Here is a 24,690-nt window from a genome sequence, read left to right on the forward strand (position 1 = left end):
TCCGCAGTGTTAGCTGCCTTTCCCCACGTCCGGAGGCCCTTCCCTTGCCGCGCTTCATCACCGAGCTCAAGCGTACCCACTCCTGCGGTGAACTCACCAAGGCCGACATCGGCAAGGAGGTCGTGCTGTTCGGCTGGGTGAACAACCGGCGGGACCACGGCGGCGCGGTGTTCATCGACCTGCGCGACCGCGCCGGCCTGACCCAGGTGGTGTTCGAGGAGGACGTCCGCCCCGACGTGCACGAGCTCGCCGGGCAGCTCCGGCTCGAGTACTGCGTCGGCGTGCGCGGCAAGGTGGTCTCGCGCGGCGGCAACGTGAACCCGAAGCTCCGCACCGGCGAGATCGAGGTCCACGCGTCGGACCTCGAGATCTTCAACCGCTCCGAGCCGGCGCCGTTCCAGATCGAGGACGAGATCGACACCGGCGAGGAGAAGCGGCTCCAGTACCGCTACCTCGACCTGCGCCGCGCCCCGCTGCAGCGGACGCTCATGACGCGCGCGAAGGTGAACCACCTCACCCGCAACTACTTCACCGACGGGGGCTTCCTCGAGCTCGAGACGCCGTTCATGGTGAAGTACACCCCGGGCGGCGCCCGCAACTTCCTCGTCCCCTCGCGCCTCAACCCCGGCAAGTTCTACGCGCTCGCCGAGAGCCCGCAGCTGTTCAAGCAGCTCTACATGATGGCGGGCTTCGACCGGTACTTCCAGATCGTCCGCTGCTTCCGCGACGAGGACCTCCGGCTCGATCGCCAGCCCGAGTTCACCCAGATCGACGTCGAGATGTCGTTCGTGGAGCAGAACGACGTGTTCGACGTGATGGAGGGGCTGGTGGTGAAGCTCTGGAAGGAGGTGCTCGGGATCGAGATCCCGCGCCCGTTCCAGCGCATGCCGTTCGAGGAGTCGATGGCGAAGTACGGGAACGACAAGCCCGACCTCCGCTTCGACATGCCGCACGTGGTGCTCACCGACCTGGTGCGCCAGCACGACGGCGGCGGCGTCCCGCTCATGCACGAGGCAGTGAAGGGCAAGGGCATCGTGAAGGCGATGCGCGTGCCCGCCTCGGCGAACTTCTCGCGCACCGAGATCGACAAGCTCGAGGAGTACGTGAAGGGCATGGGCGCGAAGGGGCTCGCCCGCGCCAAGGTCGGCGAGGGCGGCGAGTGGACCCAGTCGCCGCTCGCGAAGACGATCACCCCCGCGCTCCGCCAGGCGATCAACGAGGCCTGCGAGGCGAAGCCCGGCGACCTGCTCCTGTTCCAGTTCGGCAAGGATTCGGTGGTCCACACGGTGATGGCGAACCTGCGCGTGCACCTCGCGAAGCGCATGGGCCTCATCCCCGAGTACGGCTCGGGCGGCGCCTGGCGCTTCCTGTGGGTGGTGAACCCGCCGCTGTTCGAGTACGACGAGGAGTCGGGCCAGTGGGCCGCCGCGCACCACGCGTTCACGCGGCCGCACGACTCGGATCTCCAGTTCCTGGAGAGCGACCCGGGCAAGGTGAACTGCTACCGGTACGACCTGGTGCTGAACGGGTTCGAGATCGGCGGCGGCTCCATCCGCCTCCACGACCCCGAGGTCCAGGCGCGGGTGTTCAAGGCCATGGGCATCAGCGACGAGGAGGCCCGCAGCAAGTTCGGCTTCCTGCTCGACGCGCTCAAGATGGGCGCGCCGCCGCACGGCGGCATCGCGCTCGGCATGGACCGCCTGGTCATGCTCCTCACCGGCGCCGAGTCGCTCCGCGACGTGGTGGCCTGGCCCAAGACGCAGAAGGGCACCGACCTCATGACCGGCGCCCCCGGCGACGTGGACGCGCGCCAGCTCCGCGAGCTGTACGTGAAGAGCACGTACGAGCCGAAGTAGCGGCGCCGCGCCGGCCCGCGGCGCGCCGCCGCGGCCCCGCGCCCGAGGGCGCCTCACCTTTCGCGCGACCGCGCCCCCGGTCCGGGCTACGCTCCGGAGCCGGGGGCGCGCGCGATGGGCGAGCACGACGTCATCATCGTCGGCGGCGGCGTGAACGGGACCGGCACCGCCCGCGACTGCGCCATGCGCGGGCTGCGGGTGCTGCTGCTGGAGAAGTCGGACTTCGGGGTCGGCGCGAGCGGCAACAGCTCGGGCATGATCCACGGCGGCATCCGGTACATGCTCTCCGACCGGAAGGTCACCGAGCTGGCCTGCCGGGACTCCGGGTTCATCCAGCGGATCGCCCCGCACCTGCTGTTCCGCATCCCGTTCCTGATGCCGTTCGGCTCGCGCGCTGAGGCCGCCACGCTCGCCGAGCGCGCCGCCTGGTACGCCACCGAGGTCTACGTCGGCACCTACGACCAGTACCAGCCGCTGAAGCGCGGGAGGCCCTCCACCCGGCTGACCGCCGAGGAGCTGTACCGGCTCGAGCCCGGCCTGCGCCCCGGCCTGCACGGCGCGGTGACGCTGGACGAGTGGGGCATCGACGCGTTCCGGCTCTGCGTGCTGAACGCGCTCTCCGCCCGCACGCACGGCGCCGAGCTGCGCACCTGGACCGAGGTCCGCCAGCTCCTCGTCGAGGGCGGGCGGGTGCGCGGCGTCCGCTGGCGCGACGCGCTCACCGGCGAGGAGGGCGAGGCGCGCACGCCGGTGGTGTTCAACGCGGCCGGCGCGTGGTCCCCGGCGCTGGCGCGGGCGAGCGGCGTGCGGGTGCCGATGCGCCCGGGCAAGGGCGTGCACCTCACGCTCGACCGCCGCTGGTCCAGCTACGGCGTGATCTGCACCGCGGTCGACGGGCGGCAGATGTTCCTCATGCCGCACGAGAACGAGTCGATCGTCGGCACCACCGACGACGACTGGTACGGCGACCCGGACGACCTCGAGGCGACCCAGGACGAGGTGGAGTACCTGCTGGAGGGCGCCGCCTCCCTGGTCCCCGGCGTGCGGCGGGCGCGGATCACCCGCGCCTGGTGCGGCCTGCGCACCACCCTGTACGCGTACGGGCCGAACGAGGACGCGCTCTCGCGCGAGCACCAGCTGCTCGACGGCGCCGCGGACGGGGCGGCCGGGCTGCTCTCCATCGTGGGCGGGAAGCTCGCCTCGTACCGCGCCCAGTCCGAGGAGGCCGCCGACCGGATCGAGGCGCTGCTCGGCCGGCCGGTCACGCCCTGCCGCACGCACCAGGAGCCGCTGCCCGGCGGCGACGAGGTGCCCGACCCGGCCGCGCTGGCGCGCGAGTTCCCGGTGGCCGCGGCGGTGGCGGCGCGGCTGGTGTACCGGCACGGCGGCCGCGCGCGGGAGATCTGCGCCATGATCCGCGACGACCGGCGCCTCGGCCTGGTGCTGTGCCGCGACGAGGCGATCCTCGCCGCCGAGGTGGTCTACTGCGCGCGCCACGAGCAGGTGCGCCGCCTCCAGGACCTGCGGCGCCGCTGCCGGCTCTCGGTGGGCGCCTGCGGCGGCCTCGACTGCGCGCGGGTGGGCGCGCAGCTCGTCGGGCGCGAGCTGTCCTGGCCGCCGGAGCGCGTGCGCGCCGAGCTCTCCGACCTCCTCGACCAGGGCTGGCGCGAGCGGCGGCCGGTGCTGGACGGCGCGCAGCTCGCCGCCGAGGAGCTGCTGCGCGGCGGGTGCGGCCCGTGGGAGGCGCCGTGACCGCGTCGCGCACGGTGCGGGCCGACGTGCTGGTGGTGGGCGGCGGCATGGCGGGCGCGATGGCGGCGCTCTCGGCGCGGGCGGCGGGCTGCGAGGTCGCGCTGGTCCGTCGCGCGCCCGGGGCGACGGCGCTCTCCTCGGGCGCGGTGGGCGTGGCGCCGGACCTGTCCGCGCTCCCCGGCGATCCGCTCTCGTGGCGGCGCGGGCCGGTGGAGTCGGCGCGGCGCCTGGCGCGGCAGCGGCCCGGTCACCCGTACGCCGCGGTGGGCGAGGGGCTGGTGCTGCTCCCGGACGCGCTCGACTTCGCGGTGCGCGCGCTCGACCCGCTGCTCGCGCCAATGCTGGAGCGCCCGCGCTTCCTCGCGACGCCGACCGGCGAGGTGGTCGCCGCGGCCACCTGCCAGCGCGCGGCCGAGCCGGGCGACCTGCTCGCGGTGGCGGGGCCGCTCGCGGTGGCCGGGCTCCGCGGGCACCTGGGCTTCGACGCGGCGCTGGTCGCGGACGGGCTCGGCCGCCACGCCGGCCGCGGCGGCCCGGAGGTGCGGGAGCTCGAGGTGGACCTGCCCGGCCTCGATCCCTGGGCGCGCCCGCACGAGCTGGCGCGCGCGCTGGAGCCGCCCGGCGAGGCGGAGCGGCTGGGGGAGCGGCTGCGGGCGGCGCTCGCGAACGGCGCGCGCGGCGCCGCGGCGGTGCTGCTCCCGCCGGTGCTGGGGCTCTCGCCCGCGGCGCGGGTCCCCGAGCGCGTGGCGGCGGCGGCGGGCGTGCCGGTGGCGGAGACGCTCTCGGACGTCCCGAGCGTCCCGGGGCTCCGGCTGCAGGCGGCGCTGGAGGCGCGGCTGGCGCGCGCCGGGGTGACCGTGCTCGCCGGCGAGCTCCGGGCCGCGGGCGGCGCGCCGGGCGACCGGGTCGAGGTGGGCGAGGCGGCGATCCTGGCGGGGAGCTGGGTGCTCGCCACCGGCCGGTTCTTGGGCGGCGGGCTGGTGCGCCACGGGGCGCTCGCGGAGCGCGCCATGGGCCTGCCGGTGGAGGCCGCCGAGGGGCGCGACGCGGGGGTGCACCTGTCCGGCCGGCCCGCCACCTCGCTGACGGTGCGCGATCGGCGCGCGCCCCAGCCGCTGCTCTCCGCCGGGCTGCGCGTGGATCCGTCGCTGCGGCCGCTCGACGGGCGCGGCCGCCCCGTCCACCCGAGGCTGTTCGCGGCGGGCGCGCTGGTGGGCGGTCACGAGCACGCGAGCGACGGCAGCGGCCTGGGCGTGGCCATCCTCACCGGCTGGCTGGCCGGGCGCGCGGCGGCGGCCCGCGGGTAGCGCCGCCGCGCGCGCGTCACGTCCCTGGCGCGCGCGCGGAACCCCGCGGGATCGTGGCGGACGTCGGAGGGCGCGCCGCGTGCATCCGCCGCCGGCATGGCGCGCTACGCGGTCTCCGTCGTCTCTCCCCCCGGCTACGTCCACAGCGCCGCGTTCCGCGAGGTCGCCGAGACGCTCCACGCGGCGCTCGGCGCGCTCGGGCACGACGCGGTCCTCGGCACCGACCCCGCGCCGCGCGGGCGCCGCCCCATCGTGCTCGGCGCGAACCTGCTGCCGCACGTCCGCCAGCCGCTCGCGAAGGACGCCATCCTCTACAACCTCGAGCAGGTGGATCCCGGGTCACCCTGGCTGACCGCGCCGGTGCGCGCGCTGCTCGCCGCGCACGAGGTGTGGGACTACAGCCCGCGCAACGCCGCCCGGTACGCGATGCTCGGGCTTCCGGCGCCACGCGTGGTGCCCATCGGCTTCGTGCCGGGGCTGTGCCGGATCCCGCCCGCGCCGGAGGACGTGGACGTGCTCTTCTACGGCTCGATGAACCCGCGGCGGGCGCGGGTGATCGAGGCCCTGCGCGCGCGCGGCCTCTCGGTCGAGACCGCCTTCGGCCTGTACGGCGCCGCGCGGGACGCGCGGATCGCGCGCGCGCGGGTGGTGCTGAACGTGCACTTCTACGAGGCGAAGGTGTTCGAGATCGTCCGGGTGTCCTACCTGCTCGCGAACCGCCGCTGCGTGGTGTCGGAGCGCGGCGCCGACGCCGCGGAGGAGCGCGCGCTCGAGGAAGGCGTGGCGTTCGCGGAGTACGGGCGCCTGGTCGAGGCCTGCGAGGCGCTGGCCCGCGATCCGGCGGCGCGCGCCCGCCTGGCGGAGGCCGGCTTCCGGCTCATGTCCGCGCGCGACGAGGTGGCGATCCTGCGCGCCGCGCTGGCCGGGGACGCCCCGCCGCGGGGGGCCGCGCGCCCGGTCCTGGACGGCGCGCCGCAGGCGCCCGGCACGCCCGGCTGCTAGACTCGACGCGTGGCCTCGCCGCGCGCGCTCGCCTACCTCGCCTACCGCGCCCTGGTCGCGCACCCGCTGAAGCGGCTGCGCGCCCGCGGGCCCGGGCTGGAGCGGTTCCGGGCGGCGTACGTGTCCGAGGGGCTGCTCCCGACGCTCGTCGGGGATCGCGAGGTGGACCAGGCCGCGTCCGCGTGCATCTCGTGCGGCCTGTGCGAGCCCGGCTGCGACCTCGCGCGGGCCGCGCCGGCGGTGCGCGCGCTCGGGCTGCACGCGGCCTTCCGGCTGTACGGCCGGGCCGGGCCGGACCTGGCCCTCGCCGCGGGCGCGCTCGGCGCCTGCGACGGCTGCGGCGACTGCGAGGCGCGCTGCCCGGTGGGCGTACCCATCTCGCGCGTGGTCCGGGCGCTGCACGCGCGGGCCGAGGCGGGCGCGACGCTGCGGGGCGCGCGGTCCGGTCAGGCCGCGGCGGGCGCCGCGAACGCGATCGTCTCCCAGGCGCCCGGCGTGAAGTGATCGAGGTAGATCCGGTACCCGAGGCCGAGGGCGTCGATCCAGGCGGGCAGGGCGCCGAGGTCCTCCGGCCGGTGGTACGCGGCGATGGCGAGCCGGGGGCGGTGCCGGCGGATGGTCCGCTCGGCGCCGCGCAGGGCGGCGAGCTCCGCGCCCTCGACGTCCAGCTTCAGGAAGTCCACCCGCGGGAGCCCGCGCGCCTCGACCAGGTCGTCCACGCTGCGCGTGCGCGCCGCGGCCGCCCCGGCGCCCGGCGCCGCGCCGAGGTGCGTGGCCGGGCCGTGCTCGGTGAACGGGATCTCCTCGCCGCTGCGGTCCCAGAGCGCCTCCGGCACGATCTCCACGCGCCCGGCCAGCGCCGGGTTGAGCGCCAGGTTCGCGCGGAACACCTCGAGGTGCGCGGGCAGGAACTCGAAGCTGAGCACGCGCCCCGCCGGGCCGACCTGGTGCGCGAAGTGGAGCGCGGTCTCGCCGAAGCAGCCGCCGCCGTCCACGACCACGTCGCCCGCTGCCGGCGCCACCCGGACGCCGGCGCGGTCGAGCTGGTACTGGCGCAGGAAGAACGTCGCGACCACGTACTCGGCGGTGGAGAGCAGCTCGAGCGGGAGGCCCGCCGGCCGGAGATCGTAGCGGTCCAGCCGCCAGCCCTGGAACGCCTGCGACCCGCCGCGCGTGGCCGAGGCCGGCACGGCGCCCCGCTCGCGGAGCATCCGCGCCTCCACGTCCTCCTCGAGCGCGCGCGCGCGGTCCGCGTCGAAGCGCACCGGGACGCGCCCCGGCCCGAGCGCGCGGTGCGCGCACAGCTCCAGCATCCAGCGGCGCGAGTCGGCGTCGGCGAGCGCGGCCCAGGCCCGCTCGAACTCCGCGTGGCGCCCCAGCACCGCCGCCGCCGCGTGCGCGGCCGCCTCGAGCGTGGGCCCGGCGTCGCCGGCCGGTGCCTCGGAGGCGAGGTCGAGCACCCGCAGGAACGCGCGGGTGAACGCCGCGCCCGGCATCCCGGCGCCGGCCGCCGCGCGGTCGAGCATGCCGACGAACGTGCGGAACGCCTCGCCGGACGCCGGCGAGAGCTCCAGCTCGCGGAGCAGCGCGGCGGCGGCGTCGGCCGGGCGGCCCAGCCCGGCGAGCGCGAGCGCGCGGGCGCGGTGCGCCTGCGGGCGCGCGCCGTCGAGCTGCGCGGCACGATCCGCGAGCCGCAGCGCGTCGGCGGGCGACCCCGCCTCGAGCCGGGCGGCGGCGTCCGACACCAGCGCCGCCGCGTCCTCCCCTGGAGAGGCCAGGGCCGGGGCCGGGCGAGGGCGCGCGAGCGGGCCCGCCTCGATCCCGGCGAGCAGCTGGCGCATGCGCTGCGCGTAGGTGTGGCGCCCCGCGACCGCGCGCTGCTGCTCGGCGGCGAGCGCGGCGCGCCCCTCGGCGTCGGCGAGCCAGCGCTCCACGAGCGCGGGCAGCTCGGCGGGATCGTCGAACTGGACCAGCCCGTCCACCAGCTCGTCCTCGCCGTTGTGCACCGCGCCGCCGACCAGCAGCCCGCCCGCGCCGAGCGCCTCGAAGAAGCGCATGTTCACGTCGTTGCCCACCGGCAGGTTCAGGATGATCCGGCTCTGCTGGTACACGCGCAGCGCGGCCTCGCCGTAGGCCTGGCCGAACACGCAGCTCGGGAACCGCCGCGCCAGCTCGCGGCAGATGCGCGGCCGGTCGCCGAGCGGCGTCCCGAGGAAGCACCAGTCGATCTGCTTCGGCTGGGCCGGGTCGGGCGCGAGGCGCGCCGGGTCGTACGCGAGCGGCAGCCAGCGCGCGGCGATCCCGTGGCGCGCCAGCAGGTCCACCCCGTCGCGCTGCGCGCTGAAGACGTGGTCGAAGTCCCGCGCCTTCTCCGGGCGCAGCAGCGTCCCGCCCGCGAGCGGCGCGCCGAGCCGGTGCGTGTCGATGCAGTAGTAGGCCGACGGGGCCCCCAGGCCCACCGGGCCGGGGTAGGCGAGATCGTCGTCCACCTGCAGGTAGAGGTCGGCGGGCGGCAGGGCCTCGTAGCCGACGAGCTCGATGCCGCCGCCCGGCGTCCGCCGCAGCGGCTCGTGGTGGAACGCATCGCAGCCGATCTCGTGCAGCGCGCGGAGCACGTGCACCCCCGTCGTGTCCTCGCGGGGGAGGGTGCTGAAGACGACGCCGATCCTCATCCGGCCTCCGGTCGCGCCGTGTGCGTGGCGCGGCCGGAGGCCCTTGCCTGGCCCGTGCCAGGAGGGGCGCCGCGGAAGGCGTGCCGCGCGACAGGTTCGTGACGCGGCAGGACGCCGCGGGGGCCCGTCCCGGGATATGATCCGGTCCGGTGAAGCCCTTCCTGATCGTCAATCCCGCCAGCGCCTCCGGCCGCACCGGCCGCCACTTCGACCGGATCGCCCGCGCGGTGCGCGCCTCCATCGGCGACTTCGAGTGCGCCTTCACCCGCGCCCGCGGCGACGGCGTGCGCCTGGCGCGCGAGGCGCTCGCCTCGGGCGGCAAGCTGGTGGTGGCGGTCGGCGGCGACGGCACCGCCAGCGAGGTCATCGACGGGCTCACCGGCGAGACCGGCCCGCGCGATCCCGAGGCGCACTTCGGGTTCATCCCCCGCGGCACCGGGGGCGACCTGTGCCGCACGCTCGGCATCGACCCCGACGTGGACTCGGCGGCGCGTACGCTCGCCTCGCGCGACGTGGCGGTGCTCGATCTGGGGAGGCTGGAGCTGGCCGGCCCCGACGGCGCGCCGGTCACGCGTCACTTCGCCAACGTGGCCGGCTTCGGCGTGTCGGGCGAGGTGAGCGCGCTCGTGAACCGCGGGCTGAAGCTCCCCAGCGGGAAGCTGTCCTACATGCTCGCCTCCGCGCGCGCGCTCATGAGCTGGTCGGACCAGCCGGTGCGGTGGCGCGTGGACGGCGGGGCGTGGAACGAGGAGCGGATCACCGCCGTCTCGGTCTGCAACGGGCGCTACTTCGGGGGCGGCATGAAGGTGGCGCCGGACGCCCGCATGGACGACGGCCTGTTCGACGTCGTGCTGTGGAAGGCGTTCGGCATGGGCGACTTCATCGCCAAGCGCCCCATGCTCTACGACGGCACCCACGTGCGCCTCGAGAACACCCGGGTGCTGCGCGCGCGCACGCTGGAGGCCGAGCCGCTGGAGGGGGCGCGGGTGCGCATCGACTCCGACGGCGAGTCGCCGGGGCGCCTCCCGGCGCGGTTCACGATCCTCCCGGGTGCGCTCCGGATCCGCGTGGGGCGTTGACCTCGCCGCCGGTGCTGCACGGTCCTTACCCTCCAGCATCATGATGCTCGCCCTCGTCGTCGCCGTGCTCACCGCCGCAACCCCCGCAGGCGGGAAGGCCCCAATCCCCGCCGTCCGGCACGCCGGGGCGCCCGGGCCCGCGCCGCGCGCCATCCGCTCGGCGGAGGACCTGGCCGCGCTGTGCCGCGCGCTCACGCCGCCGGAGCGGCTCCGTCCACGCGGCGACGCGGTGGAGCGGGGCGAGGCCGAGGCCCGCCACGACGCGGACCGCGACGCCGCCATCGTGGCGCGCTACGCCATCACGCTCCCCGCGGCCCGCCTGGCGTTCGCGCCGTACGACGCGAGCGAGCGGCGGCTGGCGCTGGCCGAGCCCGGCGTGCTGCCGGTCGCGGAGGGCGGGTCGCGGCTGTGGCCGAGCGAGGAGCGCGGGCTGCCGGTGGACGCCGACGCGGGCGCCGCGCGGCGCGTCCTCGACGCGCAGCGCGCCGGCCGGCTCGCGCTGGAGCTGACGTTCGACCTCCCCGACGACGCCACCTGCGGCGCCGATCCCCGCGGCAAGACCTTCACGCTGCCGGTCGAGCCGGTGGAGTGGGCCTGGACCGACGGCGGCGCGGCGCTGGCTCGCGGCGGGGCCGGCGCGGACCGCCCGGTCGCGACCGCGGCGCAGGGCGCCACGCCCAGGGTGGACGTGGGCGAGCCCATCGCCGGCCCGTCGGAGGCGAAGCGCGCGGTGCTGACCCGCGCCGGCGACCTGCAGGCCTGCTACGCGGAAGCGCTGCGCCGGGATCCGGCGGTGGACGGGGTGCTGGTGGTCGAGCTGGGCGGCGGCCGGATCGGCGTGGCCGCCGACTCCACCGGCACGCCGGAGCTGTCCACCTGCGTGCAGCGCGCGCTCGCCACGCTCGCCCCGCCCGGCGGTGGCCGCGTGGCGGTGCCCATCCGCTTCGAGCTGGTGGCGCCGGCGACGGCGGCGGCGGCCGGTACCGGCGCCGGCGGGCGGTGATGCCCGGCGGGCCGCCGGAGCGCGAAGCCCTTCAGGGAGAGCGCGTCGCCATGCACCCCGGACGGCGTGAGGACGATCGCCGCCCGGGACGCATCGTCCTCACCGTCCGCACTTCCGGCACCTGACGTCCAGAAGGACCTGCGGCGGGACGCCGAGCACCTCGGCGAGCGACAGGACCAACCCGGCCGACCATCCTTCCAGGTAGTCCGGGTCTCGCTCGATGTCGGCCACGACGCCGGCCTCGAAGCCGATCCGGTCGGCGAGAGCTGCCTGCGAGAGCCCGAGCGCGATCCTGCGCTCCCGGACGACGTCATGGCGGCCGCCTCCCAACCGACCGGCGTCCGCTCTCGCGCAGGACGCGCACGGGATGCCGAGCAGGTCGAGCGCGTCCACCCCAAGCACCGCGCAGAGCAGCCGCAGGTTCCGGAGCTGCACGACGTGGACGGCTTCGTCCTCGTGCTGCTCCAGATCGCGGAGCTCGTTCCGGCTGAGGCCGGCGCGGCCGGCCACCTCGGCGTCGGTGAGCCCGAGCGTCGTCCTCCGCGCCCGCAGCAAGTCATCGACCTCCACGCGACCGTGCTTCATCGAATTGCCCGCGGCGCCGGCAAGTTCCAGCGACGCCTGGACCAGTGTACCGCAGGGCCTCGGTCGACGAGCATGCGCTGGTGGCCTTCGCTGGTGCCGTGCGTGCCCTGGTCGGAGTCGTTCAGTAGCCCGGCCACGGGACGGCGACAGCACCGCCATCTCGAGCGCGCGGGCTTCGCCCGGCGCGGTCAGGCCAGGATCCGCTAGCCTTCCTCGTCGGCCTCACCGCGCTGACGCTCTACCCACCTGCCGTTGCACCACGCGACGACCGTCGAGCCATCCGGGCACAACAACTCCCAGGCCTGCCACTCCGGCTGCTTGCTGGGAAGAATCGAGTACCGGTAGCCGCCCTCCAATTCCAGGGAGAGGTCAGGGCCGGGGACGTCAAGCCTCACGCGCTCGACGAGCCGACCCTTCAACACCTCCAGTGAGGCGGCCCATGTCCCCTCAGCGTCGCGCTCTGAAGCTGTGAATCTACCCTCGCGCTCGAGAAGCCATGGTGACCCGCGTGTTCCCAGCGTCCACTCACCGTTGATGTACCCGCGCCGGCTCTCCGAAAGTGCCCCGAACCCGACGCGCAACTCCCCTCCGTAGGATAGGTAGGCGATGGACAAAGGATGCCCTGACAGGACCCTCAACCGGCTCTCAAGCCGAACAAGGCCCTGCGGATCTAGTACAGTGTCACGCGTCGTCATTCTATGCCCAGGAAGTCTCTAATCTTGTCATTCAGTTCCTTCCAGGTGAAATCCCCCCGGTCGTTCGTGGTCCCGCCCCGCCCGCAAGCCTTCTCGTCTTCCAGGAACCTCCCGAACTCTTGGCGCTCGTCATCCTCCAGGTGGTACACGCGCGCGATATCGTTCACCTGCTTGAGGTCGGGCTTGACCGCCCAGAACTGGCCATCCGCCGGACCCAGATAGTAGTCAAGCGCGACCTGGACGTGGTCCGTGATGTACTGGTTCAGCCAGGTTCCGGCTAGCCATCCACCAGCGAATGCGATGCCGGCGCCGGTAACCCAGTTCAGGCTCATCGCTCCGATGCCCACGCCCGCTGCAGGCGGAGGAGCGAAGTAGTTTCCGGTCGGGTCGACGAAGTTGACGGGGTCGCTCGCGGCGTACTCGTAGAAGTTGAGACCGCCGCGGAACCGGCTCCTGTCCTTCGCCGTCCACCTGCCAACGGTCGGGTCATAGTCCCTGGCCCCGAACCGCACCAGCCCCGTGTCCCGGTCATACAGCCCGCCCGCGAATCCGAACGGCTGGAATCCCGGGTTCGAGTCGGCCAGCACCTGCCCCCACTCGTCGTAGTCGATGCGCTGCACCACCGCGCCGGTGCTCGCGTTCACAACGAGGCGTGGCGAGCCGAGGTGGTCGGTGAGGAAACGGAACGTCCCGGCCGCCGTCACCATGTACTCCGGCACGTTCACGTGGAGCCCGTACACGAACCGCGCATACACCTGGCCGCTGCCGTCGAGCCAAGCGACCGGACGGAGCTGCCCCTCGTACAGGAAGCCCTCCAGTTGCGCGCCATTCACCTTCTTGCCCACGCGTCGGTTGAGCCCGTCCACGACGTACTCGAGCAGGGCACCGTCCGGCAGCCTCACCGCCCTCAGGTTGCCGAGCGGATCGTAATCGTACCAGGTCGTCCGACCGCCCGCGGATCGCGACGCGAGTTCGCCGTTCGCTCCGTAGCTGAACGTGTATCCGCCGTAGGTGGCGAGGCGATCTTGGTCGTCGTAGCTTCCGCTCTCCGTTCCACGTTCGATGGTCCGCAGGAGTCGGTTCCCGTTGTCGTCATACCCGTAGCTCGCCACCTGCCGCCCGTCTCGCCTGACGGTGGTGAGTCGGCCAGCGTCGTCGTAGCCGTAAACCCAGGTGGCTGTGGTGCCCTGGATCGTCTCGGACTTGCCGGTGATCCGTCCCGAAGCATCTCGGCTGACCGCGTATGCGTACGCGCTGATTCCGCCAGCGCTCGCCGCGAAGCGCTCGAGGTCGCCGTATGCATCGTAACCTGCGCTGGTGGACACGGAACCGAGCGTGGTGCCGCTGATCATCCCGGTCGAGGGATCGCGCGCGATGCGCAGTGCACCCGCGTAGGTGAGCAGGCCATCGGCGTCGTACTGGTACGACACCGGGACGCCGTTCACGGCGCTCGTCGCGATGCGGAAGTCGTTGTCGTAGCTCCACCCGACGATCCCAGTGACGGACTCGCCGGTGGTCGTCTCGCTGCTCGGAAGATGCCCGTCGTAAGTCCAGCTCAACGACGGCCCATCGTGCGTGACGATCGAGGCGAGGCGCCCGGACGTGTCGTAGCCGACCGAGGACGTTCCGTACTGGGTCGTCAGCGACGAAAGACGCCCTGCCGGATCGCGCCCGAACACGATCGCATTTCGGTCCGGCAGCAGGACCTGCGCGAGGTCGCCGTCGAGATCGTACGCGTACCCGGTGGCGAGCAGATCCGTCGCCGGCGCGAACGGCGGCGTGTAGGCCGAGAGTAAGTCAGCGGGCCCGTGGTCGAAGCCGTGAGGCGGGCGCCCAGGTGGCGTGACCGACGTGAGGTTGCCACTGGCATCGTGGTCCAGTCCGACAGTACGTCCGTCCGGGAGGACCTGCGACACCACCTGATCGCCCGCGTCGTAGCGAAGCTCGGTGGTTCGGCCGATCGGATCGGTGACGCGCCACGGCCGGCCGGCCGAATCGTACTCGAGGGTGGCGATACGGGTGCCCTGGACGACCGCCTGGAGGCGACCGCTGGAATCATGCTGGAAGGCGAGCCTCTCGATGCCGGGGAGCTGGAGCGTCGCCGGGCGGCCGAGCGCATCGAGCACCGTCGTCCTCTTGCGACCCGCCGCCGACGTCGTGACGATCGTGCGTGTGACCACGTCATACGTACTCGTCGTGGTCCGACCGTTCACGGTAACCCGATCGGAACGGGACGTGACGCTGAATGGATCGGCCGGATCCTGGAGCACGACCGAGGCTGTCCGCGAGTGCTGCCGGGTGAGCCCGGAGGGCAGGATCACCGCGTTCGTGGCGGCGAGCGGACTCTGCATCCCGAACTGCGGATCTGGTCCCAGCGTCTCCGCCGTGGACGTCCCGTCGGATGCGCTCGTCGTCCGCTCGCCGCGGGCGCTCGCGGTGGTTGTGGTCCCGGTGCCGTCCGGGCGCGTCAGCGTTCGCACCTCCTGGCCCGCAGACACGCCCTGGACATCGTGGACGGTGGTGCGTCCGAGGGCCGTGGTCACGGAAACAGCGTAGCCCCCGGGCCTGTCGGTGCGCGACAGTGTCTTCGAGCCGCCAGCCGGGTTGGTGTCGAGCACGAGCCGGCCGAGCGCATCGTGCTCGAACGCGTGCGCGAGGCCCCGCGGATCCATGTACGTCTGCATCAGCCCATTCGCGTCGTACACATAGTGGCGCGACTCGCCCTTCGGGTTGACGATGGACGCGAGGTACCCGTTCGCATCGACTGTGAGGGCGGTTCGCTGACCGTGCGGCGCAACGATCGCGGTCGGGACTCCGCCGCCGCGCTCGATCCGCGTCACCTGGCCATCTCGATCGGTGACCGTCGACAGGCGTCCAGCGTCGTCGTACGCGAACGAATGGACGACGACCAGGGTGCGTGCGTCGATCGTTCGGAGATGGCGGCCCGAGCCGCTGAAGACGTAGATCTCGCGGCCATCCGCGGATGCGATGGCGATCTCGCCGATGGTGAAGCCGGGACGCGCCGCGCCGACTCTTCGAATGCGAGCGTTGAACGAGTCCGCGATGAAGAGATCACCGTCTGGAGCCACGACGGCCTGCCACGTACCGTTGAGCCTTGCAGCGAGCGCCGGCCCACCATCGCCCCAGAACTGCGGCTGTGCGAAGCCGGATCCTGCGATGGACTCGATGATCCCCGAGGGATCGACGCGCCGGATCCGGGCGTTGTAGGTGTCCGCGATGTAGACCGAGCCGTCCGGCCCGACCGACACGCCGTTGGGGCCGCGGAGCTTTGCGAAGCGGGCCGGGCCGCCGTCGCCGCCGAACCCGCTGCTCAGGCCTGCGAAGCGCTCGATGATCCCGTCGGGTCGCACGCGGCGGATCGCGTCGTGTGCCGCAGCGGTGAGATACACGCTGCCGTCCGGCCCGACCGCGACCTTTCCGTAGCTGCCGCCGCCGCAGATCTGGGCGGATACGGCTGGCCCGTCGTCGCCGCCGTAGCAGCAGGTCCCGCATGCCCCGTACCTGCAGCAGTATGCCCCGGTCCCGGCGAAGGCGTGGATGATGCCGTCGGGCGTGACCTTCCGGATCCGGTCGTCCGCGAGGATGAAGACGCTTCCGTCGGGCGTGGCCGCGACGCCCGAGGCGAAGCCGATGCGCGCGGAGAGCGCAGGGATCTCTTCCACGAACGGGCCACTCGGCGTTCCGTGCATGCCCGCGACATCTTCGATGATCCCGTCGGGCCGGATCCGTCGCACCGGGCTCGCGTTTGCGCTGTTGGTTCCGGCCAGGTAGATGCTGCCGTCCGGACCGAGAGCGAGGTCGTAGACGCTCCGCAGGCACGCGCGGCTCGCGGGGATCCCGGACTGGGGCGCGGTGCACGGGCCGCCGCCGGCGATGACGTCGACCCTGCCGGCCCGATCCGTCCGCTTCACGACCCAGTCTTCCGCTGTGTAGATGTTGCCGTCCGGCGCGATCGCCATGCCCACGGGCCAGCCTGTCTTCGCGTGCGTGGTGATCACCTGCGAGTCGAGGATGGTCGCGGCCTGGACCGTTCCGTCGCCCCGCCAGACGACCTTGGCGACCGGGTCGTAGACGTGGTGCGGGCTGAGTGTCCACCCGCCGAGCCCATCGGCAGCGGAGGACCACGCGCTCAGCGTACCTGTCCACACCCGCCAGGCGACCAGCTCGCCTGCGAGTAGCGGAGTGCCGTCCGGCGGGAAGCACTGATCGCCGCACTGGTCGTAGCGTGCGAGGACCCCAAAGGTGGATCCATGCGTCCCGCTCGCGAAGGTGCGGCCGCCAGAGGCCAGAGCGACCGACGCGTAGATCGGGCGATACACGAAGCCCACGCGAACCAAGACAGGCGCGCTGCCCTGGTAGGGTCGCCCGTACCCGTCTCGACCGTCCCAGACGTACGTGACGGCTCCGGGCTGACTCGCGGGAACACGCTGGGTGAGGCGCTGGCCGGCGACGTGCACCTCGTACACGAGGCCAAGGGCCCTGCTGGACAGGCGCTTCGGGATCGGGATGGTGATCTGCCGCTCGGCCTTGCGGCCCAGCTGCCGCATGCTGCGATACGAGAGGTGATAGGGCGTCCCCGTCACCGGCTCGCGCTCGCCGAGCGCCTGGGTCTGGCATTCGATGATGGAGCCGCAGGTCAGGTCCGGATCGGGATCTGGTCCCGACCCGATGAGCGGCTCGCTGTCCGGCGGCTCGCAAGCCATTCCGTCGGAATCCGGCTCGCATCCCCAGCCGTAGTTGAAGTCCCAGGCCGAGAAGTGGGGAACCAGGACGCGCCACAACGTTTCGCCGGCGCGGTACGTCGCCGCGAGCGCGCTCAGTTCGTCGGCCGAGATTGCGAGCGCGGCCAACTCGGACGGAGAGTCCTCGGCACCGTCGCCGTTCGCGTCGATGGAGGCCACTCCGCCATCCGTGGAGAGGACTCGAAGTACTCGGCCGTCGTCAGACGGCATCCATGCTGCGCGTTCGCGGTCGTAATAGCCGGCGGGTACGTTCCTGCCGACTGGCACACCAAGAAAGTTTTCGAGGTAGACCGGCACGGGCCGGCTGAAGACCACGCCACGGGCGCCTGCCATCACGGCTTCGTCCACGGAGAGCTCGACGGCATAGGTGTACGCGACCGACGGCGGCAACGGAGCCGGCATGGCCGCCCGGCCCGCACTACCGACCGTGTATTCCGTCGCGCGAACGTGGAACGTGGAAAGTTGGAGGAGGCTGCCGTCCGCGAGGAGCGCGGCGGCCTGAGTCCCGGCGGGGAACAAGATGGTCGTCCGCCGGGTACCGTCTCCGTCGGTTACGGCGCTTCCGCGAGCGACCTGCAGAGCGGCCGCGCCGCTCTGGATACTCGATACCGCGACGTCGAACGGCACGAGCGCCACTGGTTCAGCCCATACGTAGTCGCGCCAGGGCACGGAGACCTGCCGGTGTGCAGGGAGAAATCCGTCCTTCTGGTAGCTCACGGTCAGATCCCCGCCGCCGTTGACGGCAAGGTCGAAACGTCCGTCGGCGCGCGTGAGCGTGCTCCCAAATTCGGGATGACCGGTGATCGCGACGCGTGCGCCGCCGATTCCCGTGCCGCCCCGCGCGATCACGCGTCCGCGGACGATGCCCACTCGATCCGGCTCGATGGTGCCGGGCGACACCCCGGTCTGGATCGCGTCGTCTCCGGTGTAGAGGAACCGGGTGCTCGCCGCGATGTCCGTGGCGACTGTCTCGTCGTTGGGGGGCGCCACCTGAGCGGGATCCGGCGGGAGTCCATTCCCCGCGCCGGTGACGCCGAAGGTCGATCGAGCAGATGCAACATTGCCAACAGCGTCGGAGATGCTCACGGCTAGGTGATGCTCTCCTCGCTCGAGACTGAACGCGCCAGCCGCGGAGACCGGACCCGCGGCGAAGCGGGAGGTCACGTCCTCGCCATCCAGCCTGATCGCGAGCGTGGTTGGCACCACTCCCGAGAGCGCATCGGCATACGTGACGGTCACCGCGACCGAGGATTTCGCGACGCTCGAGCCGTCGGGCGGCGTCACGACCTCCAACGTGGGCGGGCTCAAGTCGACGACGAGGTGAGACTCCTGCTGCGCTGCGTTGCCGGCTCGGTCGGTGAGGCGCGCCCGCACGATATGTTCGCCCTCGGTGAGCGTGAGCAGCCCGGTGGCGATGTCAGGACCGACGATGAGGCTTCCCGTGACGTCGGTACCGTCCACTGATGCGACCAGCGTGGATAGGGCAATACCGGAGAAATCATCCGAGTAGCGCAGTGTCAGCGGGTGCGCCGCGAGCCCGGACACCGTTCCGTTCGCCGGGCTGACGATCGCGAGGACAGGCTTGCTCGTGTCGAGCCCGACCCGAATGCTCGACGTGCGAGCGTTCCCACAGACGTCCGCGGCCGTCACGGCGATCGTGTTCCAGCAGGCACCGAGGGCAGCCGTGCCCTCGTAGCGTCCGCCGTCCAGCCGCGCCGGCACCCCGTCGATCGAGACCGTGGCAGAGGGATCGTCGATCGCGCCCGCGATTCGGAACCCTGCCTGGTTTGTGAACGCGCCATCCGCAGCCGAGTCGATCGTGATCATCGGGGCACGCTCGTCCCGGTCCACGATCTGGATTGCGAACGAGCCCTTCGCGCCGGCGACGGCCGAGAGTGTGCTCGGCGCGGCCAGTCTCACCGACCAGAGGACTGCCGAGATCTTCTCCCGGACGTCCTCGCGGGAAATCACCGGTGCGCCGTCGAGTTCAACGAGCGCCTTCGTCGTGGGGGAGCGTGCATCGAGCCCCCCATTGAAGAGTTGGAGCTCGGGGAGGGATTGCGCGTTTGCGGAGGCCGCCGTCCCTGCCCACCTGGTCTGCGCCACGTCGATCGCGCTCAGGATCGTGCACGCCCGGCCTTCGTCCACGATCTCGATTCCGAGCATTCCTCCGGCGCTGTTCACCTGGGCCTCGACCGCATTCGAGGCGGACAGCGTGAGGCGCGCGGTCGCGGCTTGGACCTGCTGGTCGAAGGTTCGCGGTGCGAGCACGTCCGTGCCGTTCACGCGGACCAGTGCGCTCGACGCGCGCGCGCTGCCGGTCTCATCGCCGTTTCGGACCAGGAGCCGGAACGGTCCTATAGCACCATCGGGCAATGCGCAGGCGAAGGTGTTCGTGCCGCGGGATGCCACGAATGGGCCGCATACCCGGTATCCGGAGTGGCGCGTCTCCGCGCCCGGGGCGGCGCCGACCGGAGCGCCGCACGCGAGCGCTGCCGGAGCATACGCCGACGGTGTAGAGCGACAGGATAACTGACCCCCTTGCGACACAACTTCTGACCCCCTCTGCCCTCACCAAGGAGGCGGAGATGGGCAGCGAGATGGCGTTCATGGCACCCCCGACGACGGAGGTGCCGATGGTCGAGGCGGAGGCGGTCAGGCAGATGCGGGACCTCGCGGCGAAGGGCTGGGGCGCGAAGCGGATCGCGCGCGAGCTCGGCGTGGCCCGCAACACGGTGCGTCGGTACCTGCGCGGCGCGGTGGCTGAGCTCCAGCGGCACCCTTCGCAGCAGCGGCTCGACGAGGTCCGGCGAGCGGAAGCGGTCGCGCTGTTCGACGGCGAGGCTGAGGGCAACGCCGTGGTCGTAGCGCAGATGCTCGGCGAGCGCGGCATCGAGGCGAGCGTGAGGACCGTGCAGCGCGCCGTGGCGGACCGCCGACGCGAACAGCGGGCAGCCGACGTCGCGACCGTCCGGTTCGAGACCGCGCCCGGCCGCCAGATGCAGATCGATTTCGGCGAGCGTCAGGTGTGGATCGCCGGCGAGCGCGTGACGGTGCACTTCATGGCCGCAGTGCTGAGCTACTCGCGGCGGATCTTCGTGAAGGCGTTCCTGCACGAGCGTCAGGGCGAGTGGCTCGACGGGATCGCGTCGGCGTTTCAGCACTTCGGCGGCGTGCCGCTCGAGGTTCTCGGCGACAACACGCGCTGCCTCGTCGCCGGCCGCAACCGAGAGGCGCAGACCGTGATCTTCCACCCGGCGTACGTCGCGTTCTGCCGCGACTGGGACGTGCAGCCGCGCGCCTGCCAGCCGTACCGCGCCCGAACCAAGGGCAAGACCGAGTCCGGCGTGAAGTACGTGAAGCGAAACGCGATCGCCGGTCGGCGGTTCGACTCGTTCGCACACCTGCAGGACCACCTCTCCGCGTGGCAGCTACTCGTGGATGGCCGCGTGCACGGGACGACGCACGAGGTCCCCGCGAAACGCTTCGACCGCGACGAGCGCGAGGCGCTGAGGTCGCTGCCGGCGCGGCCGCTGCCGACGCACGGCCGTCGCCTGCAGCGGCGTGTCGCGAACGACTCGCTCATCGACATCGACACGGTCCGCTACAGCGTTCCGCACCGCCTCGTGCGCGACCGCGTCGAGGCGCTCGTCACCGCCGACGAGGTTCGCGTCTTCCACGGCCGCGACGTCGTCGCGGTTCACGCGCGCTCGTTCGAGCCGCACGCGCGGGTGATCGACCCCGCCCACCTCGACGGCCTCTGGCGCCGGCCTGCGGTAGAGAACGTCGTTCCCATCGCGCAGCCGCTCGCCGCGCTCGGACGGACGCTCGACGACTACGCGGCCGTGATTGGCGGTGCCGCGTGAGCACCGAGATCACGCGGGCTCGCGTCCTCGAGAACCTCGGCCGGCTCCGCCTCGGGCGCATCGGCGAACAGCTCGACGCGCTGCTCTCGACCGCGGCGCGCGGCGAGCCGACGTACCTCGACTTCCTCGACGCGATCCTGCGCGAGGAGGTCGGGGCGAAGCAGCGGAAGCGCGTCGCGATGGGCATCCAGATCGCGCACTTCCCCGCGGTGAAGACCCTCGACGACTTCGACTTTAAGTTTCAGCCGAGCGTCGACCAGAAGCTCGTCCGTGAGCTCGCCGTCAGCCGATACGTCGCGAACGCGGAGAACGTGCTCGTGTTCGGCCCGCCCGGCGTCGGCAAAACTCACCTGGCCATCGGGCTCGGACGCGCTGCGGTCGAGGCCGGCTACACCGTGCTCTTCACCAGCGCCACGGCGCTGCTGGGCGCGCTCTCGAAGGCGGAGACCGAGGGCCAGCTCGCGGAGCGGCTCGCGTTCTACGCGAAGCCGAAGCTGCTCGTCATCGACGAGCTCGGGTATTTGCCGTTCGAGAAGCGCAGCGCGCACCTGTTCTTCCAGCTCATCGCGAGGCGGTACGAGAAGGGCGCGATGATCATCACGACGAACCAGGTCGTCACGCAGTGGGGCACGGTCTTCGGCGACGAGGTCCTCGCCGCGGCGATCCTCGACCGGCTCCTGCACCACAGCTTCACGCTGATGATCCAGGGCGAAAGCTACAGGCTGAAGCAGAAGCGGAAGGCGGGCCTGCTCGGCAGGTCCGAGAAGGCGAACTGAACCCCGAGGCCGAGGGGGTCAGAAGTTCTGTCGTTTGGGGGTCAGTTTCCCCTGTCGTTTGACAGACGGTGGGGTGTGAAACATGCGCGCCGCCGGTGGGTCGCCAGCCGGCGAGGGTGCGTCGTCTCCACCGCAGGCGATGGTCAAGGAGCAGAGGATCGCTGCGAGAAGCTGCGAGCGACGGCTGGACGAGCGTGGCATTCCGCCTCCGACCCGGTGGCGGGCAGCATGAACCGGGAGTCAAGGTCTGTTCCACGAATGGGAAGTGCACCGCCAGTCACGCGAACAGGCGGCATGGCGCTGTGCGCGGGAGTGGGTTGCAGGCCCACGGCGACGCAGGCGAAGTCCAGGGGCGCGTCGGCTCGGGGCAGAGAATCACCGGCGGCCCAGGGCGCCGGTCGCAGCCTAGACGCAGCGCCAGTACGCGGTCGCCACCAGGGTCCGGCGCTCCTTCACCTCGGAGCGCTTCTTGAGGTCGGCGATGGCGCGGTCCTTCTCGGCGTAGCGCTGCGCCTCCACGGCGCGCAGGTCGTCGAGCTTGCGCCGGTACTCGCGCTCGGCCCGCTCCAGCAGCGCCCGGCGATCCCGCAGCGGCAGGTCGGAGCGGTCGCCCAGCGCGGCGCGCGCCCGGCCCCAGGCGGCCCGCGCGTCCTCGGTCGCCTTCCGCGGCGAGGTGAGCGCGTCCTCCACCGCCCGGTCCCAGCGGTCGCGGGAGGCGTCGTAGGCGGCGCCGATCCGCTCCTGCAGGTCGGCGACCAGCGCCGCGTGGAACGCCTCCAGCGCATGCTCCTGGGCCTCGCCGATCGACACCGTGGCGCCGCGCGGCCCGGCCTGCGTCTCCTCCGCCGGCAGCGCCGCGAATGCGTCGGCGTCCTCGGTGGGCAGCGCGTGGAACCGCTCGCCGTCGAACCACAGGACCAGGTGCACCACGCGCTCCTCCGAGACGAGCGCGTCGAACGCGTACTTGTAGGCGAACCACCAGCCCTCGCGCCCGGCCAGCTTGCCCAGCGAGGCGGGCAGCAGGCGGTTCGGGAGCTCCAGGAACGAGACCGCGTCCTGCGGCCGGGCGCGGATCCGCTCCGCCGCCGCCTGGACCAGCTTCGCGCGGCGGGTGCGGCCGCGGGCCGGCTCCTCCGGCGGCGGCGCCGCCGCCTCCTCCTCGAACGCGGCCGCGACGAGCGCCTCCTCGTCGGCCTCGCGCCGGGCCACCGCCTCCTTGGCGTTCTTCTCCGCCACCCGGAGCCGGCCGCGCACCTCGCCGTCGAACCGCTCGAACAGCAGCGCGCGGGCCGCCGCGAAGCGCGCCGAGATGCGGTCGTCGAGCTCGCCGCGCAGCTTCGAGAACGCGCGGTCGATCTCCTCGCCGGAGCGGCATGCCTGGTAGATGTCGAGCACGCGCTTCTCGAAGTCGATGCCGGTGCCGAGCGCGCCCAGGATCTCGTCGGACGAGCCGAACACGCCGTCGAACAGCGCCAGCTTCTGCGAGAGCAGGTCGAACAGGCGGGCGTCGGCGGCGTTGGAGCGGTTGAGGAAGTTCAGCACCAGCACGTCGCGCTGCTGGCCGTAGCGGTGGCAGCGGCCGATGCGCTGCTCGACGCGCTGCGGGTTCCAGGGCAGGTCGTAGTTGACCACCAGGTTGCAGAACTGGAGGTTCAGGCCCTCCGCGCCCGCCTCGGTCATCAGCAGGATCTGGGTGCGGTCGCGGAACTCCTCCACCAGCGCGGCGCGCTTCTCGGTGCCGCCCACGTCGCCGGAGAGGCAGGTGACGCTGTAGCCCTTCGACTCGAGCAGCCGCCGCAGGTAGTCCTGCGTGCGCCGGAACTCGGTGAACACCACCGCCTTCTCCGGCCACCCGCACGCCTTCGCCACGGTGAAGCAGCGGTCGAGCCCGCGCACCAGCGCGTCGCCCTTCGCGTTCACCTTGATCTCTCGCGCCAGCCTGGCGCAGGCGCGCAGCTCGGTGAGCTCGTCGTTCATGCGCCGGAGCGCGAGCTGGCCCTTCGGCTTCTGCGGCGCGCCCTCGTCGTCGAAGAGCTCCTCCACCTCCTCGGCGAACCCGTCCATCTCCAGCAGGAGGTCGGCCTGGGCGGTGCACTCGACCCCGGCGATCTTCTGGTCGAGCGTGTCGGCGAGGCGGTCCAGCGTGGCCGCGAGCGCGAACGACGAGGACGCCAGGATCTTCCGGTACACCAGCACGAACAGCGCGCGCCGGGCCATGGGGATGGCGTAGGCGTCCTCGCGCCGCAGGTACTCGGAGACGCGGTCGTACAGCTCCTGCTCCTGCGCGGTGGGGGCGAAGTCCTCCACGATGGAGCGGCGGGCCGTGTACTTGACGTACTCCTTCACCTGCCGGCGGAGGGTGCGCACCACCACCGGCGCCAGCCGCGCCTTCAGGTCGGCGGCCTTGTCCTCGGTGAGCTCGCCGGACGCGTACTGGAGCCGGAACGTCTCCTCGTTGCCGAGCAGCGCGTCGTCGATGAACGCGGCCAGCCCGAGCAGCTCCATCAGGTCGTTCTGGAGCGGGGTGGCGGTCAGCAGGAGCTTCGGTGAGCGCCGCAGCGCCCGGCGCAGCGCCTGGCCGGTGCGGTGGTCCTTGCGGTAGGCGTTGCGGAGCCGGTGCGCCTCGTCGATGACCGCCACGTCCCAGTGGACGCGCTCCACCTCGGCGACGCGGAGCGCGGCGAACGGGTGCGAGCAGATCACGATCCCGCCGGTGTCGAACGGGTTCGTCTTCAGCCCCTGGCGCTCGCGCTCGCGGCAGGTGTCGCCGTCCACCACGTCCGCCTCGAGGCCGAACTTGGAGCGCAGCTCCTCCCGCCACTGCGCGCGCAGCGAGGCCGGCACCAGGATGACGGCGCGCGGCTTCCCCTCGGCCGCGAGCTGCGCGAGCACCAGGCCCGCCTCGACGGTCTTCCCCAGGCCGACCTCGTCGGCCAGCACGGCGCCGCCGGTGGGGAGCGCGGCCAGCGCGAACGCGGCCGCCTCGATCTGGTGGGGGTTCAGGTCCACCGCGGAGTGGGCCAGCGCCGGCGCGAGCCGGGACGTGCCGCCCCCGCCGCGCGCGGTCAGCGCCTCCGCCGCAACCCGCTGGTGGAACCGCGTCAGCTGCGGCCGGGCCGAGCCCGCGCGCGACGCAACCTGAGACACCCCGCCCATCCGCACCGCCTCCGCCACCCCGGGGCGCCCACGCGCCCGCCCACGCCGCAGCGCGCGGAGGTTCCCGCGGCGCCGCCCGGTATCCCGCGATACCGGAGCGGCCACTGTACCAGCATCCGGATCCCGGCGGCAGCCGCTCGTGCGCCCGCGTCGGGGCTGGCGTGTGCGCGCCGACCCC

At 72.9% G+C, this 24,690-nt stretch carries 14 protein-coding genes; 9 read left to right on the plus strand and 5 right to left on the minus strand.

The features are described 5' to 3' along the window. Positions 1-44 precede the first annotated feature (44 nt). From aspS to ANAEK_RS06615, 5 genes are all read left to right on the plus strand, one after another. The gene (aspS, locus tag ANAEK_RS06595; RefSeq protein WP_012525371.1) at positions 45-1,856 is read left to right on the plus strand and encodes an aspartate--tRNA ligase; all 1,812 of its coding nucleotides are present in this window, start codon (positions 45-47) and stop codon (positions 1,854-1,856) included. Positions 1,857-1,970: 114 nt separating this feature from the next. Next, entirely contained in the window at positions 1,971-3,608 is a 1,638-nt protein-coding gene (locus ANAEK_RS06600; protein WP_012525372.1) for a glycerol-3-phosphate dehydrogenase/oxidase, read from the plus strand. Further along, a complete protein-coding gene (gene glpB, locus ANAEK_RS06605; RefSeq protein WP_012525373.1) occupies positions 3,605-4,915 on the plus strand; it encodes a glycerol-3-phosphate dehydrogenase subunit GlpB in 1,311 nt (436 codons plus the stop codon). Before ANAEK_RS06600 ends, glpB begins: the two co-directional genes overlap by 4 nt. Before the next feature lie 96 nt (positions 4,916-5,011). Then, positions 5,012-5,917: a hypothetical protein gene (locus ANAEK_RS06610; RefSeq protein ID WP_012525374.1), complete on the plus strand. Its 906-nt coding sequence runs from the start codon at positions 5,012-5,014 to the stop codon at positions 5,915-5,917. Positions 5,918-5,926: 9 nt separating this feature from the next. Next, a complete protein-coding gene (locus tag ANAEK_RS06615; protein WP_012525375.1) occupies positions 5,927-6,421 on the plus strand; it encodes a 4Fe-4S dicluster domain-containing protein in 495 nt (164 codons plus the stop codon). Here the strand turns inward: ANAEK_RS06615 and ANAEK_RS06620 are convergent. Continuing rightward, positions 6,364-8,589, minus strand: a complete 2,226-nt coding sequence (locus ANAEK_RS06620) for an FkbM family methyltransferase (protein ID WP_012525376.1) — start codon at positions 8,587-8,589, stop codon at positions 6,364-6,366. The genes ANAEK_RS06615 and ANAEK_RS06620 overlap by 58 nt on opposite strands. Before the next feature lie 149 nt (positions 8,590-8,738). Between ANAEK_RS06620 and ANAEK_RS06625 the strand changes: the two genes are divergently transcribed. Both ANAEK_RS06625 and ANAEK_RS06630 read left to right on the plus strand, forming a co-directional pair. Further along, a complete protein-coding gene (locus ANAEK_RS06625) occupies positions 8,739-9,668 on the plus strand; it encodes a diacylglycerol kinase family protein (protein WP_012525377.1) in 930 nt (309 codons plus the stop codon). Positions 9,669-9,708: 40 nt separating this feature from the next. Next, positions 9,709-10,671, plus strand: coding sequence for a hypothetical protein (locus tag ANAEK_RS06630; protein ID WP_012525378.1), 963 nt, complete (start codon positions 9,709-9,711; stop codon positions 10,669-10,671). Positions 10,672-10,770: 99 nt separating this feature from the next. On the opposite strand, the gene ANAEK_RS06635 is transcribed toward ANAEK_RS06630, so the two are convergent. The 3 genes from ANAEK_RS06635 to ANAEK_RS06645 form a co-directional block, all read right to left on the minus strand. Further along, entirely contained in the window at positions 10,771-11,256 is a 486-nt protein-coding gene (locus ANAEK_RS06635; protein ID WP_083779831.1) for a helix-turn-helix domain-containing protein, read from the minus strand. Between the two features lie 203 nt (positions 11,257-11,459). Further along, entirely contained in the window at positions 11,460-11,870 is a 411-nt protein-coding gene (locus ANAEK_RS06640) for a hypothetical protein (protein ID WP_157376682.1), read from the minus strand. Between the two features lie 77 nt (positions 11,871-11,947). Beyond that, a complete protein-coding gene (locus ANAEK_RS06645; RefSeq protein ID WP_157376683.1) occupies positions 11,948-19,126 on the minus strand; it encodes an RHS repeat-associated core domain-containing protein in 7,179 nt (2,392 codons plus the stop codon). A 176-nt stretch (positions 19,127-19,302) separates the two neighbouring features. Between ANAEK_RS06645 and istA the strand changes: the two genes are divergently transcribed. Together istA and istB are read left to right on the plus strand one after the other, a co-directional pair. Continuing rightward, positions 19,303-20,580 (plus strand): IS21-like element ISAnsp5 family transposase, encoded by a 1,278-nt coding sequence (gene istA, locus ANAEK_RS06650; RefSeq protein ID WP_012525381.1) that lies wholly within the window; start codon positions 19,303-19,305, stop codon positions 20,578-20,580. After that, positions 20,577-21,356, plus strand: coding sequence for an IS21-like element ISAnsp5 family helper ATPase IstB (istB, locus tag ANAEK_RS06655; protein WP_012525382.1), 780 nt, complete (start codon positions 20,577-20,579; stop codon positions 21,354-21,356). Before istA ends, istB begins: the two co-directional genes overlap by 4 nt. Before the next feature lie 405 nt (positions 21,357-21,761). On the opposite strand, the gene ANAEK_RS06660 is transcribed toward istB, so the two are convergent. After that, positions 21,762-24,512: an SNF2-related protein gene (locus tag ANAEK_RS06660; RefSeq protein WP_012525383.1), complete on the minus strand. Its 2,751-nt coding sequence runs from the start codon at positions 24,510-24,512 to the stop codon at positions 21,762-21,764. Positions 24,513-24,690: the final 178 nt, after the last annotated feature.

This window comes from Anaeromyxobacter sp. K (assembly GCF_000020805.1).
Lineage (GTDB): Bacteria > Myxococcota > Myxococcia > Myxococcales > Anaeromyxobacteraceae > Anaeromyxobacter > Anaeromyxobacter dehalogenans.